Origin of the sequence: Ramlibacter sp. AN1015 (genome assembly GCF_037726105.1) — a bacterium.
In the GTDB taxonomy this organism is placed as follows: domain Bacteria; phylum Pseudomonadota; class Gammaproteobacteria; order Burkholderiales; family Burkholderiaceae_C; genus Ramlibacter.
The window spans coordinates 1-15,215 of the sequence record NZ_JBBJUM010000016.1; the positions used below are offsets into that span (position 1 = coordinate 1).

The 15,215-nt window shown below is 70.1% G+C and carries 15 protein-coding genes; 5 read left to right on the forward strand and 10 right to left on the reverse strand.

Annotated elements, in window-relative coordinates:
- Nucleotides 1-207: 207 nt before the first annotated feature.
- Genes rng through WG922_RS19480 form a run of 8 tightly spaced genes read right to left on the reverse strand, consistent with a single transcriptional unit; the run spans nucleotide 208 to nucleotide 7,123 of the window.
- On the reverse strand, nucleotides 208-1,677 hold the full coding sequence (gene rng, locus WG922_RS19445) for a ribonuclease G (protein WP_340284683.1): 1,470 nt from the start codon (nucleotides 1,675-1,677) through the stop codon (nucleotides 208-210).
- 11 nt (nucleotides 1,678-1,688) lie between these two features.
- The gene (locus WG922_RS19450) at nucleotides 1,689-2,309 is read right to left on the reverse strand and encodes a Maf family protein (protein WP_340284546.1); all 621 of its coding nucleotides are present in this window, start codon (nucleotides 2,307-2,309) and stop codon (nucleotides 1,689-1,691) included.
- The gene (rlmH, locus tag WG922_RS19455) at nucleotides 2,306-2,773 is read right to left on the reverse strand and encodes a 23S rRNA (pseudouridine(1915)-N(3))-methyltransferase RlmH (protein WP_340284548.1); all 468 of its coding nucleotides are present in this window, start codon (nucleotides 2,771-2,773) and stop codon (nucleotides 2,306-2,308) included. The genes WG922_RS19450 and rlmH overlap by 4 nt, the downstream gene beginning before the upstream one ends.
- Nucleotides 2,770-3,585 carry a ribosome silencing factor gene (rsfS, locus tag WG922_RS19460; protein ID WP_340284549.1) on the reverse strand — a complete coding sequence of 272 codons (816 nt, stop codon included), beginning with the start codon at nucleotides 3,583-3,585 and terminating at the stop codon, nucleotides 2,770-2,772. The genes rlmH and rsfS overlap by 4 nt, the downstream gene beginning before the upstream one ends.
- Nucleotides 3,585-4,202, reverse strand: coding sequence for a nicotinate-nucleotide adenylyltransferase (nadD, locus tag WG922_RS19465; protein WP_340284550.1), 618 nt, complete (start codon nucleotides 4,200-4,202; stop codon nucleotides 3,585-3,587). Before nadD ends, rsfS begins: the two co-directional genes overlap by 1 nt.
- Nucleotides 4,199-5,128: an oxygen-dependent coproporphyrinogen oxidase gene (hemF, locus tag WG922_RS19470; RefSeq protein ID WP_340284552.1), complete on the reverse strand. Its 930-nt coding sequence runs from the start codon at nucleotides 5,126-5,128 to the stop codon at nucleotides 4,199-4,201. The genes nadD and hemF overlap by 4 nt, the downstream gene beginning before the upstream one ends.
- A complete protein-coding gene (gene purD / locus WG922_RS19475; RefSeq protein ID WP_340284553.1) occupies nucleotides 5,115-6,401 on the reverse strand; it encodes a phosphoribosylamine--glycine ligase in 1,287 nt (428 codons plus the stop codon). The genes hemF and purD overlap by 14 nt, the downstream gene beginning before the upstream one ends.
- Nucleotides 6,398-7,123: a YebC/PmpR family DNA-binding transcriptional regulator gene (locus WG922_RS19480; protein WP_340284554.1), complete on the reverse strand. Its 726-nt coding sequence runs from the start codon at nucleotides 7,121-7,123 to the stop codon at nucleotides 6,398-6,400. The genes purD and WG922_RS19480 overlap by 4 nt, the downstream gene beginning before the upstream one ends.
- Nucleotides 7,124-7,198: 75 nt before the next feature.
- Here WG922_RS19480 and WG922_RS19485 point away from each other — a divergent pair, with 75 nt between their 5' ends.
- The 5 genes from WG922_RS19485 to WG922_RS19505 all read left to right on the forward strand — a co-directional run bounded on the left by WG922_RS19485 (nucleotide 7,199) and on the right by WG922_RS19505 (nucleotide 13,019).
- Complete coding sequence (locus WG922_RS19485; protein WP_340284556.1) at nucleotides 7,199-8,707, forward strand: helicase HerA-like C-terminal domain-containing protein; 1,509 nt, start codon at nucleotides 7,199-7,201, stop codon at nucleotides 8,705-8,707.
- Between the two features lie 318 nt (nucleotides 8,708-9,025).
- Nucleotides 9,026-10,294 (forward strand): GTP cyclohydrolase II, encoded by a 1,269-nt coding sequence (locus tag WG922_RS19490; protein WP_340284559.1) that lies wholly within the window; start codon nucleotides 9,026-9,028, stop codon nucleotides 10,292-10,294.
- Complete coding sequence (locus WG922_RS19495; protein WP_340284561.1) at nucleotides 10,291-11,553, forward strand: URC4/urg3 family protein; 1,263 nt, start codon at nucleotides 10,291-10,293, stop codon at nucleotides 11,551-11,553. Before WG922_RS19490 ends, WG922_RS19495 begins: the two co-directional genes overlap by 4 nt.
- A 36-nt stretch (nucleotides 11,554-11,589) precedes the next feature.
- Nucleotides 11,590-12,219, forward strand: coding sequence for a uracil phosphoribosyltransferase (upp, locus tag WG922_RS19500; protein WP_340284562.1), 630 nt, complete (start codon nucleotides 11,590-11,592; stop codon nucleotides 12,217-12,219).
- Nucleotides 12,220-12,350: 131 nt separating this feature from the next.
- Nucleotides 12,351-13,019: a DUF2939 domain-containing protein gene (locus WG922_RS19505; protein ID WP_340284563.1), complete on the forward strand. Its 669-nt coding sequence runs from the start codon at nucleotides 12,351-12,353 to the stop codon at nucleotides 13,017-13,019.
- Between the two features lie 78 nt (nucleotides 13,020-13,097).
- Here WG922_RS19505 and WG922_RS19510 read toward each other — a convergent pair whose 3' ends face one another.
- Both WG922_RS19510 and chrA read right to left on the reverse strand, forming a co-directional pair.
- Nucleotides 13,098-13,556, reverse strand: coding sequence for a methylglyoxal synthase (locus WG922_RS19510; protein WP_340284565.1), 459 nt, complete (start codon nucleotides 13,554-13,556; stop codon nucleotides 13,098-13,100).
- Nucleotides 13,557-13,660: 104 nt separating this feature from the next.
- Nucleotides 13,661-15,010, reverse strand: a complete 1,350-nt coding sequence (chrA, locus tag WG922_RS19515; RefSeq protein WP_340284684.1) for a chromate efflux transporter — start codon at nucleotides 15,008-15,010, stop codon at nucleotides 13,661-13,663.
- Nucleotides 15,011-15,215: the final 205 nt, after the last annotated feature.

Here is a 15,215-nt window from a genome sequence, read left to right on the forward strand (position 1 = left end):
GGACACCGGGGTCGCCTTTCTTTGCCTACTTTCTTTGGCGAAGCAAAGAAAGTAGGTCGCCCGCCGGGGCGAACTCCCGGCTCCTCACTTCAAATACAAAAAAATCGCCGCAGAACCTGCACACGACAGATGCCGTCGCCCGACGCGACATACGCGCCTACGCGCCTACGCGACATACAACAGCGCAGACGTGCCGCCGATCGCCCCCTACAGCAGCACCACGTCGTACTGCTCAGGCCCCATCGCACTATCACTCTGCAGCGAAATCGGCTTGCCGATGAAGTCGGACAGCCCCGCGAGGTGCTGGCTTTCCTCGTCGAGGAACAGCTCCACCACCCGAGGCGAAGCCACGATGCGGTATTCGCGCGGATTGAACTGGCGCGCCTCGCGCAGGATCTCGCGCAGCACGTCGTAGCACACCGTGCGCGGCGTGCGCACCTGGCCCGAGCCCTGGCAGCTCAGGCAGGGTTCGCACAGCATGTGGGCCAGCGATTCGCGGGTGCGCTTGCGCGTCATCTCCACCAGGCCCAGCTGAGAGAAACCGCCCGCCATGGTCTTGACGCGGTCGCGCGCGAGCTGCTTGCGCAGCTCGGCCAACACGGCGTCGCGGTGATCGGGGCGCGTCATGTCGATGAAATCGACGATGACGATGCCCCCGAGATTGCGCAGGCGCAGCTGGCGCGCGATGGCCTGCGCGGCTTCGAGATTGGTCTTGAAGATCGTTTCGTCGAAGTTGCGCGCGCCGACGTAGCCGCCGGTGTTGACGTCCACCGTGGTGAGGGCCTCGGTCTGATCGACGATGAGGTAGCCACCCGACTTGAGATCGACGCGCCGGCCCAGTGCCTTGGCGATTTCGTCGTCGATGGAATACAGGTCGAAGATCGGCCGCTCGCCCTTGTACAGCGCCAGGCGCGCGGCGGCCTTGGGCATGAACTCCTCGCCGAAGGCCTGCAGCAGGGCGAACTGCTCGCGCGAATCGATGCGGATGGTGAGCGTGTCCTCGCCCACCAGGTCGCGCAGCACCCGCTGCAGCAGGCTCAGGTCCTGGTGCAGCAGCGATCCCGGCGGCTGCGTGAGCGCCGCCTCGCGGATGCGGTTCCAGGTCTTGCGCAGATAGGCGATGTCGTCGGCCAGTTCGGCGTCGCTCGCGTCCTCGCCATTGGTGCGCAGGATGAAGCCCCCGCCACCGGGCCCCACCAGCGCCTGCAGACGCGCGCGCAGTGCGTCGCGTTGCCCGGGCGGAATCTTCTGCGAGACGCCGACGTGGTCGTCCTGCGGCAGGAACACCAGCAGGCGCCCGGCCACGCTGATCTGGGTGGACAGGCGTGCGCCCTTGGTGCCGATGGGGTCCTTGATGACCTGCACCAGCAAGGCCTGGCCCTCGAACACCTGCCGCTCGATGGGCACCAGCGGCTGCCCCGCGCGGCCGGGCGGCTCGCCGTCCGGCTGTCGCTGCCAGACATCGGCAACGTGCAGGAAGGCCGCGCGTTCCAGGCCGATGTCGATGAACGCCGACTGCATGCCCGGCAGCACCCGCGCCACCTTGCCCAGGTAGATGTTGCCGACCAGGCCGCGTTCGAGTGTGCGTTCGACGTGCAGCTCCTGCACCGCACCGTTCTCGACGATGGCGACCCGCGTCTCCTGCGGCGACCAGTTGATCAGGATGTCCTGCTGCACGCCCATTGGGTTCATTCCAGAAGGCCGGATGCGCGCAGCACCTGCGCTGTCTCGTACATCGGCAGGCCCATGATGCCAGAGTAGCTGCCGGCGATGCGGCGCACGTGCACCGCGGCGCGGCCCTGGATCGCATAGGCACCGGCCTTGCCCATGGGCTCGCCGGTGGCGACGTAGGCGTCGATCTGCGGGCGCGTCATGGCCTCGAAGCAGACGCGCGAAATGCTCAGCGCCTCATGCTGTCGCGCGCCCTCCCCGGCCGCCCCGCCCACCACCACGGCGGTGAGCACGCGGTGCGTCGCGCCCGCGAGTTCGCCCAGCATGCGCGTGGCGTCCTGCGCATCGACCGGCTTGCCGTAGATGCGCCGCCCGAGGGCGACCGTCGTGTCCGAGCACAGCACCGGGGCGGCCGGCAAATGCCGCCGCTGCAGCCGCACCAGTGCCGCTGCGAGCTTGAGCCGCGTGACGCGGCACACGTAGTGCGCCGGCCCCTCGCCGGGTAGCACGGCCTCGATCGCTTCGGTGTCTTCCTCGGGATCGGGCAGCAACAGCTTGTAGGCGACGCCGATCTGCTCGAGCAGCTGGCGCCTGCGCGGGCTCTGCGAGGCCAGGTAGACGAAGGCGGGCCGTGTCATTCGCGGTGGTAGGGGTGTCCTGCGTTGATGGACCAGGCGCGATACAACTGCTCGACCAGCAGCACCCGCACCATGGCATGCGGCAGGGTGAGGTCGGACAAGCGGATGCGCTCGTGCGCGCGCTGGCGGAACTCGGGCTGCAAGCCGTCCGGGCCGCCGATCACCAGCGCGACGTCGTCGCCGGCCAGCTGCCATTCGCGCAGCTTGCCGGCGAGCGCCTGTGTCCCCAACGAGGTGCCGCGCTCGTCCAGGGCCACCACGCGCGCGCCCTTCGGGATCTGTGCCTCGATGCGCTCGCGCTCGGCTGCATGGATAGCCTCGAGCGTCCTGGACGCGCGCGGCTCGGTCTTGACGGCGCGCAGCTCCAGCTTCAGCTCGGATGGGAAGCGCTTGGCGTAGTCGTCCCACGCCACCTGCGCCCAGTCGGGAATGCGCTGGCCGACGGCCACCACGCACAGCCTCATGCGGACTTCTTGGCGGCGGACTTCTTGGCGGCGGGCGTCTTGCGGGCGGGTGCCTTCTTGGCGGAGGCTTCCTTCGCGGCGCCCGCCGCGCTGGAAGCGGCCGAGCGCGCGGGCGCGGCCTTTTTCGCGGGTGCAGCCTTCCTGGAGGCGGCCGACGATGCAGCCCGAGTCGGCGCCTTCGCCGTCGGCGACTTGCTCGTCGCCTTGGCGGACGCTTTCGCCGGCGCGGCGCCCGCACCGCTTCTGCCCGCCGTCCTGGCAGCCGTCGCGCCCTTGCCGGCGGTCTTGGCAGAGCTCTTCGCCCCCTTGGCAGGCGCCTTCCTGGCGGCACGCTTTTCTTCAGCCTCGGCCGTCTTCACCGCGCTGCTGCGGCGCAGGCTGGTGCCCGCGGCCGCGCGCGCCGGTTTGGCTTCGGCCTTGGCTGGTGCGGCGGCGGGCTTGGGCGCGCCGAGCTTCAGGCGCACCGGCTTGTCGCCCCAGATCTCCTCGAGGTGGTAGTAGCTGCGGATGGCGGGCTGCATGATGTGGGCGACGGCCGCGCCGCAGTCCACGATGATCCATTCACCGTTCTCCTCGCCTTCCACACGCGGCTTGGTGAAACCCGCATCCCGCACCGCGTCGCGCACGCTGGCGGCCAGCGCCTTCGTCTGTCGGTTGGAGCTTCCCGAGGCGACGATGACCCGCTCGAACAGCGGCGACAGATGCTCGGTATTGAAGACCTGGATGTCCTGCGCCTTGACGTCTTCCAGCCCCTCCACGATGGCGCGCTGCAGGCGCTGGGTGTCTTTCTTGGCGGCGGTTTCTTGGCTCATCAGGTGGTTCGGTAAAGGTGATTTTGGTCAATATAGCGTGCCACGCCGTCCGGCACGAGGTGGGCGATACCCTCTGCGCGGGCGACGCGCGCGCGGATTTCGGTGGCGCTGACGGGCATGGGCGGCAGCTCGACGGGCCGCCAGTGCCCCCCGGGCACCTGCGACGCGTCGAACGGGACCGGCGCCATGGCCGGGCGGGCGCGCTCGGCGATGGCGATGGTGGCGAGACGGGCAATCTCGGCGCTGTCGTGCCACAGGTGCAGCGATTCGGCCTGGTCGGCGCCGATGACCAGCAGCAGCTCGGCCTGCGGGTGCTCGCGGCGCAGCTCGCGCAGCGTGTCCACCGTGTAGGTGGGGCCGCTGCGCTCGAGTTCGCGGGCATCGACCACGGTGCGCGGCACGTCGGCGAAAGCGATCCGGCTCATCGCGAGGCGGTCGGCGTTGGCCGACAACGCGCGGGCCTTGTGCCACGCCTGCCCGGTGGGAAAGACACGCAGTTCGTCCAGCGCCAGCTGCTCGACGGCCGCCCGGGCCAGCGCCACGTGCGCGAGGTGCGGCGGATCGAAAGCTCCGCCGAACATGCCGATGCGGCGCGGGGCGGCCGCAGCCGCGCTCATACCCACTCCCGGGGCACGATGAAATCGGTGTAGAGCGCCGCTTCGGGGCTACCCGCTTCGGGCTGCCTGCGGTAGGCCCAGCTCGCCAGCGGCGGCATGGACATCAGGATCGACTCGGTGCGTCCGCCCGACTGCAGGCCGAAGTGCGTGCCGCGGTCCCACACCAGGTTGAACTCCACGTACCGGCCGCGCCGAAACAGCTGGAACGAACGCTCGCGCTCGCCATAGGGCATGTCCTTGCGGCGCTGCAGGATCGGCAGGTAGGCCTGCAGGAAGGCGTCGCCGACCGACCGCAGCATGGCGAAGCTGCGCTCGGGCCCCAGCTCGGAGAAGTCGTCGAAGAAGACGCCGCCGATGCCGCGCTGCTCCCCGCGGTGCTTGAGGCTGAAGTACTCGTCGCACCAACGCTTGAAGCGCGGGTACTTGTCTTCGCCAAATGGCGCCAAGGCATCGCGGCACACGGAGTGGAAGTGACGCGCGTCCTCCTCGAAGCCGTAATAGGGGGTGAGGTCCATGCCGCCGCCGAACCAGCACACCGCCTCGCCGCCCGCAGGCGTGGCCGCGATCATGCGCACGTTCATGTGCACGGTTGGCGCATAGGGATTGCGCGGGTGGAACACCAGCGAGACGCCCATGGCATCGAACGGCGCCCCGGCCAGCTCGGGACGGTGCTGCGTCGCCGAGGGTGGCAGCTGCGGGCCGCTCACCTGCGAGAAGCCGCAGCCGGCGCGCTCGAAGACGCTGCCGTCTTCCAGGATCATGGTCAGGCCGTCCCCTTGCAGGCGTTCGCCGGCGGGCTTGCGCCACGCGTCGGACAGGAACTCGCTGCCGTCGATCTCGGCGCAGGCGGTGGTGATGCGCTGCTGCAGGCCGAGCAGCCAGGCGCGCACGTCGGACGAAGCCACCACCGCGTCAGCCCCGCGCACCACGGTGGCCGATGTCGCGCCGCCACTGCGCACCCGCGAAGCTGATGCCGTGCACCACCTCGTAGGCACGCTGCTGCGCGAGGCGCACGTTGTCGGCCAGCGTCGTGACGCACAGCACCCGCCCGCCGGAGGTGAGCAGCTGCCCGTCCTTGAGGCTGGTTCCCGCATGGAACACCATGGCGTCCGCGGCCTCGTCGGGGATGCCCGTGATGGCATCGCCCTTGCGCGGGTTGAGCGGATAGCCGGCCGCGGCCATGACCACGCCCAGGGCCGTGCGGCGGTCCCATTCGAGCTCGACCTGGTCGAGCGTGCCGGAAGTGCCCGCCATCAGCAGCTCGAAGAGATCGGTCTTCAGGCGCATCAGGATGGGCTGGGTTTCCGGGTCCCCCATGCGGCAGTTGAACTCGAGCGTCTTCACCTGGCCGGCCGCGTCGATCATGAGCCCGGCGTACAGGAAGCCGGTGTAGGGGATGCCGTCCTTTTCCATGCCGCGGATGGTGGGCAGGATGACTTCGCGCATGGCCCGCGCGTGCACCGCCGGGGTGACCACCGGCGCGGGCGAGTACGCCCCCATGCCGCCCGTGTTGGGGCCCTGGTCGCCATCGAGCAGGCGCTTGTGGTCCTGGCTGGTGGCCAGCGCCGCGACGTTGCGGCCGTCGCACAGCACGATGAAGCTGGCCTCCTCGCCCTGCAGGAATTCCTCGATCACCACGCGGGCGCCGCCCTCGTTGTGCGTCACGTCGAGCGCGTTGCCGTTGTCCAGCAGCATGAAATCGATGGCTTCGTGGGCCTCGGCGCTGGTCATGGCGACCACCACGCCCTTGCCGGCGGCCAGGCCGTCGGCCTTAACCACGATGGGCGCGCCCTGCCGATCGACGTAGGCGTGCGCTGCCGCCGGATCGGAGAAGGTTTCGTAGGCCGCCGTGGGAATGCCGTGGCGCTGCATGAAAGCCTTGGAGAAGGCCTTCGAACTCTCCAGCTGCGCCGCTGCCCGGGTGGGCCCGAACACGCGCAGCCCGGCAGCCCGAAACTCATCGACGATGCCGGCGGCGAGCGGCGCCTCGGGCCCCACCACGGTGAGGGCGACCTTCTGCTCGAGCGCCCACTTGCGCAGCCAGGCGATGTCGGTGAAGGGCAGGTTCGCGAAGCGCGGGTCGCGCTCGGTACCGCCGTTGCCCGGCGCCACGTGCACCGAGGACACGCGCGGGGACTGGGACAGCTTCCAGGCCAGCGCGTGCTCGCGCCCGCCGCCGCCGACGACGAGCACCTTCATTGGGGCAGATCCGCGTTGTGGAATACGTCCTGCACGTCGTCCAGGTCTTCGAGCGCGTCGAGCAGCTTCTGCATGCGGGCGGCGTCGTCGCCCGCCAGCTCGACCGTATTCTCCGGCCGCATCGTCACCTCGGCCACCGCGGGCTGCAGGCCTGCGGCTTCCATCGCGTTCTTCACGGCTTCGAATTCGGCGGGTGCCGTGAGCACCTCGATGGAGCCGTCCTCGCCGACCACGACGTCGTCGGCGCCGGCCTCGAGGGCCACCTCCATCACCTGGTCCTCGCCGATGCCGGGCGCCAGGATCAGCTGGCCGGCGTGGCGGAACTGGAAGGCGACCGAGCCTTCGGTGCCCATGTTGCCGCCGTACTTGCTGAAGACGTGGCGCACCTCCGCCACGGTGCGCACCTTGTTGTCGGTCATGGTGTCGACGATGATGGCCGCGCCGCCGATGCCGTAGCCTTCGTAGCGGATTTCCTCGTACTGGACGCCTTCGAGGTTGCCCGTGGCCTTGTCGATGTTGCGCTTGACGGTGTCGGCCGGCATGTTGGCGGCCTTGGCCTTGTCCACGGCCAGGCGCAGTCGCGGATTGGCGCTGAGGTCACCGCCTCCCTGGCGCGCGGCGACCATGATCTCGCGGATGACGCGGGTCCAGACCTTGCCCCGCTTCTCGTCCTGGCGCCCCTTGCGGTGCTGAATGTTGGCCCATTTACTGTGTCCAGCCACGGGAATCGTCCTTGGTTCTCTTGAGCGCGTTGTGCGTTAGGCTTGCGCGGAAGTCCGCATTCTACTTTTCACACCATGGCCGAACCCCTGCTCGTCGCCCGCAACCGCGCCACCGAATGCCAGCTGCTGCCGGGCCTGGCAAACCGCCACGGACTCATCACCGGGGCCACCGGTACGGGCAAGACGGTGACCCTGCAGACCCTGGCCGAAGGCTTCAGCCGCATCGGGGTGCCGGTGTTCATGGCCGACGTCAAAGGCGACCTCACCGGCATCAGCCAGCCCGGACAGATACCGCCCAAGCTGGCCGCGGTGCTGGCCGAACGCGGGTTGCAGCCGCCCGAATCACGCGCCTGCCCCGTCACCTTGTGGGACGTCTTCGGCGAGCAGGGCCACCCGGTGCGCGCCACCGTCTCCGACATGGGCCCGCTGCTGCTGGGCCGCATGCTCAACCTCAACGAGACGCAGGTCGGCGTGCTGCAGATCGTCTTTCGCATCGCCGACGCCCAGGGCATGCTGCTGCTGGACCTGAAGGACCTGCGATCCATGCTGCAGTACGTGGGCGAGAACGCCAAGCAGTTCACCACCGAGTTCGGCAACGTGAGCGCCGCCAGCGTCGGGGCGATCCAGCGCGGGCTGCTGCAGATCGAGTCGCAGGGCGGCGACCGCTTCTTCGGCGAGCCCATGCTCGACATCAACGATCTCATGCAGACCGTGGACGGCCAGGGCGTGGTCAACGTCCTGGCCGCCGACAAGCTCATGAATTCGCCGCGCCTGTACGCCACCTTCCTGCTGTGGCTGCTGTCCGAGCTGTTCGAGCTGCTGCCCGAAGTCGGCGACCCGGAAAAGCCCAAGCTGGTGTTCTTCTTCGACGAGGCGCACCTGCTCTTTGCCGACGCGCCCAAGGTGCTGGTCGAGCGCATCGAGCTGGTGGTGCGGCTGGTGCGCTCCAAGGGCGTCGGCGTGTACTTCGTGACGCAAAACCCGCTGGACATCCCGGACACGGTGCTGGCCCAGCTCGGCAACCGCGTGCAGCACGCCCTGCGCGCCTTCACGCCGCGCGACCAAAAAGCCGTCAAGGCCACGGCGCAGACCATGCGCCCGAAGGCCGGACTCGACGTGGAGGCCGCCATCACCGAGCTTGCGGTGGGCGAGGCGCTGGTCAGCCTGCTCGATGCGAAGGGCCGACCCAGCGAAACCGAGCGTGCCTATGTGCTGCCGCCTGGCAGCCAGCTCGGGCCGATCACCGCGGCCCAGCGCCAGGCGCTGCTGGGCGCCTCGCTGGTCGCGGGCACGTACGAGAAAACGCAGGACCGGGAATCGGCTCACGAGCAGCTCAGGGCGCGCGCCGACCAGGCGCCGCCGCCCGGCTCATCGGCGGGCGGGGGCGCGACCGATCAGGCGACCGGCGGCTCCATGGGCGGCCTGGGCGACGTGCTGTTCGGCTCGACAGGTCCGCGCGGCGGCCGCCGCGAAGGGCTGGCCGAGATGATGGCCAAGTCGGCCGTGCGCACCATCGGCAGCACCGTCGGGCGCGAGATCATCCGCGGCGTGCTCGGAAGCCTCCTGGGCGGCAGGAAGCGCTGAGCCTCGCGCGCTGCATTCCTGAGCGGCGCAAGGTGGCGGCAGATACCGAGTCAGGGTGCCGCACGGTCCACGCACTGCGCCGATCCACGCAGCAGCAGCCAGGCACGACCCTTCTGCGGGAGCCCTGCGCCTGCACGCGTGCAGCGAACCACCGTAGTGATGCCGCGACACCTCGCCGGCCGGTGCGCGCAGCCTCCCCTGCCATTCCCGCACACCCGTGGGGCTGGCCCCACGGCCGGGGAGAAACCCCGAGACCCGTGGCCCATGCGCAGGAGCGTCCTGCGGTACATTGGTTTTTTACCTCTTCGAGCGCCTGAGATGTCCACCGACGCCACCGTGCCGCGCCACATTCGCCTCACTTCGCACAGCGGGGGATCGGGAGCCTTCCCCATACGCTGGGGTGCTGCGACGCCCGCCGAACGCGGGCCGGTGGTCGGCACCACCATCCAGCGCGGACACCGCAACGTCATCGGCACCCACAGCGGCTCCTACAGCGTGTACCGCGCCCTGGCCGTGGCCGCCGGCGCCCTGGACCGCAGCCACCGCGCCGACCTCACCAACACGGCCCCCACCGATGCCATCGGCCCCTACCCGCAGTGGAGCGATCCGCAGCGCATCGTGAGCCTCGACCCCTGGGGCGCCACGGTGGCCGCGGCCTTCGCCGAGGAGATCGCCGCGGGCCAGGACATCCGCCCCACCATCGCCGTCACCAAGGCGCACGTCATCCTGCCGGAAGTCATCGAAGCGCTGCACAAGGGCCGCCTCAAGCCCGACGGCCGGCTGCTCACTGCCAACGGCGCGGCGCTGGTGACGAAGGCCGCCATCGAACCGGTGTGGTGGCTGCCCGGCGTGGCGCGGCGTTTCGGCTGCTCCGAAGCCGACCTGCGCCGCGTGCTGTTCGAAGAAACGGGGGGCATGTACCCCGAGCTGGTGACGCGCAGCGACCTCGAGGTGTTCCTGCCTCCCATCGGCGGCCAGACCATCTACATCTTCGGTGAGCCGCGCGACCTGGCGAACCCCGAGGTGGAGCTCACCGCCCGGGTGCACGACGAGTGCAACGGCTCTGACGTGTTCGGCTCCGACATCTGCACCTGCCGCCCCTATCTCACCCATGCCATCGAAGAGTGCATCCGCGGGGCGCAGCCGCTCGAAGCTGGCGGGCGCGGCGGCGTCGGCCTGGTCGCCTATTCCCGCAAGGAGGGCCGCGCGCTGGGCGAAGTCACCAAATTCCTGGTCTACAACGCGCGCAAGCGCCAGGTCGGCGGCGACACGGCCGACCAGTACTTCGCACGCACGGAATGCGTGGCCGGCGTGCAGGACATGCGCTTCCAGGAGCTCATGCCCGACGTACTGCACTGGTTGGGCATCCGCAAGATCCACCGGCTGGTGTCCATGAGCAACATGAAGTTCGACGCCATCACCAGCTCGGGCATCGAGGTCGGCGAGCGCGTGAACATCCCCGAGGACCTCATTCCGGCCGATGCGCAGGTGGAGATGATGGCCAAGATGGCGGCCGGCTACTTCACGCCCGGCACCGTACCCGACGCCGTCGGACTGAAGCAGACGCGCGGCAGGGGCCTCGAGTGAGCGACACCTTCGTGCACGAACGCGCGAACGGCGAGTCGGCGGCCGCCGAGCTGCGCACCACGCTCGCCGTGCGCGCGCGCTGCGGCCAGCTGCTGGCGCGTGCGCGGGGCGGCGGCGGCTGGTTCGCGGTGCACGACGAGGCGCTCGACGATGCCGCGCGGCTGGTGGCGGACACCACGCGCAAACGCTTCGGCCGCGGCACCATCCCGCTGCACAGCCGCTGGCGCCATTTCGAGGCGGGCGGCATCGACCGCAAGGCCGAACTCACCCACCTCCTGCAAGGCATGAACGCACCACAGCGTGCCCACGCCATGATCGATCTCGCCGTCGTGAGCGTGCTGCTCGACGCGGGCGCCGGCCCCGACTGGAAATGGGTCGAGTCCGCCTCCGGAAAGACCTTCACCCGCTCGGAAGGCCTCGCCGTCGCCAGCTACCACGCATTCATCGCCGGGCTGTTCTCGAGCGACACCAATCACCCGCTGCAGGTCGATTCCGAGGGGCTGCGCAGTCTTGCGACCGAAGACCTGGCAGAGGCCCTGCAGGTGAGCGAATCGAACCCGCTGGTGGGCCTGGAAGGCCGCGCGGTCCTGCTGCGCCGGCTGGGCGAGATCCTGTCGGAGCGTGGCGAGGTCTTCGGCGAAGCCGGCCGCCCGGGCGCCATCTTCGACGTGATCGTCGGCCCCGTCGGCCCGGACATCCCGCACACGGCCGACGTCGATGCCCACGAAATCCTGTCGCAACTGCTGCTGTCGCTCTCGGACATCTGGCCCGCCGGCAACCAGATCGGCGGCGTGCCGCTGGGAGACTGCTGGCGCCATCCGGCCGTGCGCGGCGAAGGCGCGAGCGACGGCTGGGTGCCCTTCCACAAGCTCACGCAATGGATGACCTATTCGCTGCTCGAGCCTTTCGCCTGGGTGGGCGTGAACGTGCGCGGCACCGAACGGCTCACCGCGCTGCCCGAATACCGCAACGGCGGCCTGCTGATCGATTCGGGCGTGCTGCGGCTGCGCGACAGCCACGCGGCGGCGCAGGTCTGGCGCCCGGGCGACGAGGTCATCGTCGAGTGGCGCGCGCTCACCGTCGCCCTGCTGGACGAGCTCGCCGAAAAGGTGCGCGCGCTGATGCACACCGATGCCGCCCACCTGCCCCTGGGCAGCATCCTCGAGGGCGGCACCTGGAGTGCCGGGCGCGAGCTCGCGCAGCGCCTGCGGGGCGGGCTGCCGCCCCTGCGCGTCGAGAGCGACGGCACGGTCTTCTAGACTCGCGTGATCCCCACAAAAAAAGGAAACGCCATCTTGAGCAAGGTCCACCTCATCGACCATCCCCTGGTGCAGCACAAGCTCACCCTGATGCGCAAGAAGGAGGCGTCCACCAACAGCTTCCGCCGCCTGCTCAACGAGTTGGCCATGCTGATGACCTATGAAGTCACCCGCGACGTGCCGACCCAGGAAGTCGAGGTGGAGACGCCGCTGGAGAAAACCACGGCGCGCATGATCGACGGCAAGAAGCTGGTGTTCGTCTCCATCCTGCGGGCCGGCACCGGCATCCTCGACGGCATGCTGAGCGTCGTGCCCGGCGCGCGCGTCGGCCACATCGGCCTGTACCGCGACCCCAAGACCCTCACCGCGGTCGAGTACTACTTCAAGATGCCGCAGGAGATGCACGAGCGCGACGTGGTCGTGGTCGATCCGATGCTCGCGACCGGCAACTCGGCCATCGCGGCGGTCGAGCGGCTCAAGGAGCTGCGGCCCAAATCGATCAAGTTCGTCTGCCTGCTGACCTGCCCGGAGGGCCTCGCGGCGATGCAGGCCGCCCATCCCGACGTGCCGATCTACACCGCCGCCATCGACCGCGAGCTCGACGAACACGGCTACATCCGCCCCGGCCTGGGCGACGCCGGCGACCGCATCTTCGGCACCAAGTAAGCCCGTGCCGGGGCGCCTGAGGGCGCCCGCCGCTATCTCTTCGATCCTGTCCGGTGCCTCGGTGCCCCGGCGACCGCTGCGAACCGCGGCACGCCGATCGCGCTCTGGCACGCCGATTGCCCTTTGCCTCCATGGCGCCCACACCACAGCCCCCGCACCGCCGGCGCCGCGCCCCGGCGGTGGCCGCCTTGCTCGCCATCGCGGCGCTGCTGCTGCTAGCGGCCGTGTGGTGGTGGTCTCCCCTGTGGACGCTGCGCCAGATGGCCCAGGCCGCACAGCAGCAGGACGACGCCGGCTTCAACGCACGCGTCGATTACCCGCGCCTGCGCGAAAGTCTCAAGGCCCAGCTCGCGGCCCGCGTGGCGGCGTCGATGTCGCACACGCCGGGCAGCAACCCTTTCGCCGGTCTGGGCCAGTCCCTCGGGCTGGCGATGGTCAATCCGGTCGTGGACGCCATGGTCCGGCCGGAGTTCGTGATGCTCGCGCTGCGCACCGGGGTGGTGGTGACGCCGGGGCAGGAAGCCCGCGGCGGGCGCGGCGCGCCGGCCCAGGCACAACCACAGCAGCAGCCGCCGTCGGCCCAGCCCTCGGAGCCGGATGCGATCCCGCGGTGGCGCATCGAGCGTCACGGAACCGACCGTGTCCTCGTGCGGCCACGGCCACCACCGCCTGCCGAACCGAAGACGGCCGAGGAGCGACCTGGTCCCCGGCATCCTGACGAGGAGGTGGCATTCGTGTTCGAGCGCAGCGGCTTCGCAACGTGGCGGCTGGTCGCGCTGGAACTGCCGGCCGCACGGTGACCGCTGCCCGTCGCGCGCGTCGCGGGCGCAGCCGCGCCGACACGAGCGATGCGTACGGTATCGCGCCCGCGCCGGCCCTTACGTGCCCTGCGCGCCGGGCTGCGCCTCGTGCGCCCCATCCAGCTGTGCGGCGAGCTGGCGCAGCAGCATGCGCGCCGAGCGGGCGTTGGTGGCGCAGGGGATGTCGTGCACGTCGCAGGCGCGCACCAGCGCATTGATGTCCGGCTCGTGGGGCTGGGGCGTCATCGGGTCGCGCAGGAACACCACCAGGTCCACGCCGCCCATGGCCAGGCGCGCCCCGATCTGCAGGTCACCGCCCAACGGGCCGCTCAGCAGCAGCTCGACTTCCAGCCCGACCTCTTGGACCAGCCGGGCGCCAGTGGTTCCGGTGGCACACAGGCTGCAGCGCGCCAGCACCGCACGAAACTCGTGCGCCAGGGCGACGATCGCGTCCTTCTTCCGGTCGTGCGCAATCAGCGCGACCGTGGTGCGCCGATCAGTCGCGTCCGCGGAGGCCTGCGGCCCGTGTTGCTGCATGCCGGCAGGATAAGCGCACGCACGCGGATCGGGGGCGGTGCGCAGGCCTCTCATGGTGCGAACGCGGGTTTCCTGATAGCGGATCCCGCACACGGTCCGTGCACTCACGCCAGGCCGGTGAGCCGCAGCGCAAGGCCTACGAGGCCGCTGCCCAGCACCACCGTGATGACGCCGGCCTGGAAACGGAACAGCGCCGCCGCGGCGGCGATGCCGATGGCGGCGGACACCCAGTCGAAACGCCCTGCGAGTCCCTGCGGCCAGAGGACATGGAAGGCGAAAAACACCGCCAGGTTCACGATCACGCCGACGACTGCCGCCGTGATGCCCACCAGCGGCGACGTGAACTTCAGCTTGCCGTGGGTGGACTCGATCAGCGGCCCGCCGAGCAGGATGAAGAGGAAGGACGGCAGGAAGGTGAAGAAGGTGACCACGGTCGCGGCGACGGCACCGGCGAGGAACAGCGCATCGGGGCCGAAGATCGCCTTGGTCCAGCCGCCGACGAAGCCGACGAATGCGACCACCATGATCAGCGGACCGGGCGTGGTTTCTCCCAGTGCCAGGCCGTCGATCATCTGCGGCCCGGTGAGCCACTGGTGGTGGTCCACGGCGCCCTGGTAGACGTAGGGCAGCACGGCGTAGGCACCGCCGAATGTCAGGAGCGCGGCCTTGGTGAAGAACCACCCCATCTGGGTGAGCACCGCGTGCCAGCCGGCCGCGGCGGTCAGCGCGCCAAGCGCCACGGCCCACAGCGCGACGAATACCGCCAGCACCGCGCAGGCCCGCTTCCAGGCGAACCGCGCATGCGGCGGCGTGGGGGTGTGGTCATCGACGACCGCAGGGCCGCTCTCCTTGATGGCGCCCGCGTGGCCCGCGCCCGACTGGAAGCTCGCGGGCGCCCAGCGGCCGCCGATCGCCCCCGCCGCGGCGGCCCCGAGGACGATCAGCGGGAACGGAAGGTTGAAGGCGAAGATGGCGATGAACGCGGCCGCCGCGATGCCCCACAGCCAGGGGTTCCTGAGGGTGCGTGAGCCGATGCGGAACGCGGCGTGTGCCACCAGCGCCGTCACGGCGGGCTTGATGCCGTAGAACAGCCCCGCCACGGCCGCGACGTGCCCGAACGCGAGGTAGACCCACGACAGCGCGATGAGGATGAACAGCGAAGGCAGCACGAACAGGCCGCCAGCCACGATGCCGCCCCAGGTCCGGTGCAGCAGCCAGCCGATGTAGGTGGCGAGCTGCTGCGCTTCCGGGCCGGGCAGCAGCATGCAGTAGTTCAGCGCATGCAGGAAGCGGCGCTCGGAGATCCAGCGCCGCCGCTCGACGAGTTCTTCGTGCATGACCGCGATCTGCCCCGCCGGTCCACCGAAGCTGATGAAGCCCAGCTTGAGCCAGAAGGGAAACGCCTCGCGCAGGGTGAGGCGCTCGGGCGCGGTCGGCAGGTCCTGTGCACTCATCGGACACCTCCGGCAGCCCACCGGCGGGCTGCCGGGGCAGCGGCCGCAGGCATCGGTGGTGCGGCCCATGCCCATGCCCATGCCCATGCCCACGCCCATGCCCATGCCCACGCCCGCACCACGACGCGACGGCGCCGCCACCGCAGCGACCAAGCCGCCGGCGCATGCGTGCCCCCACGGCACGATGCGCGCGGCGCGGGGTGGA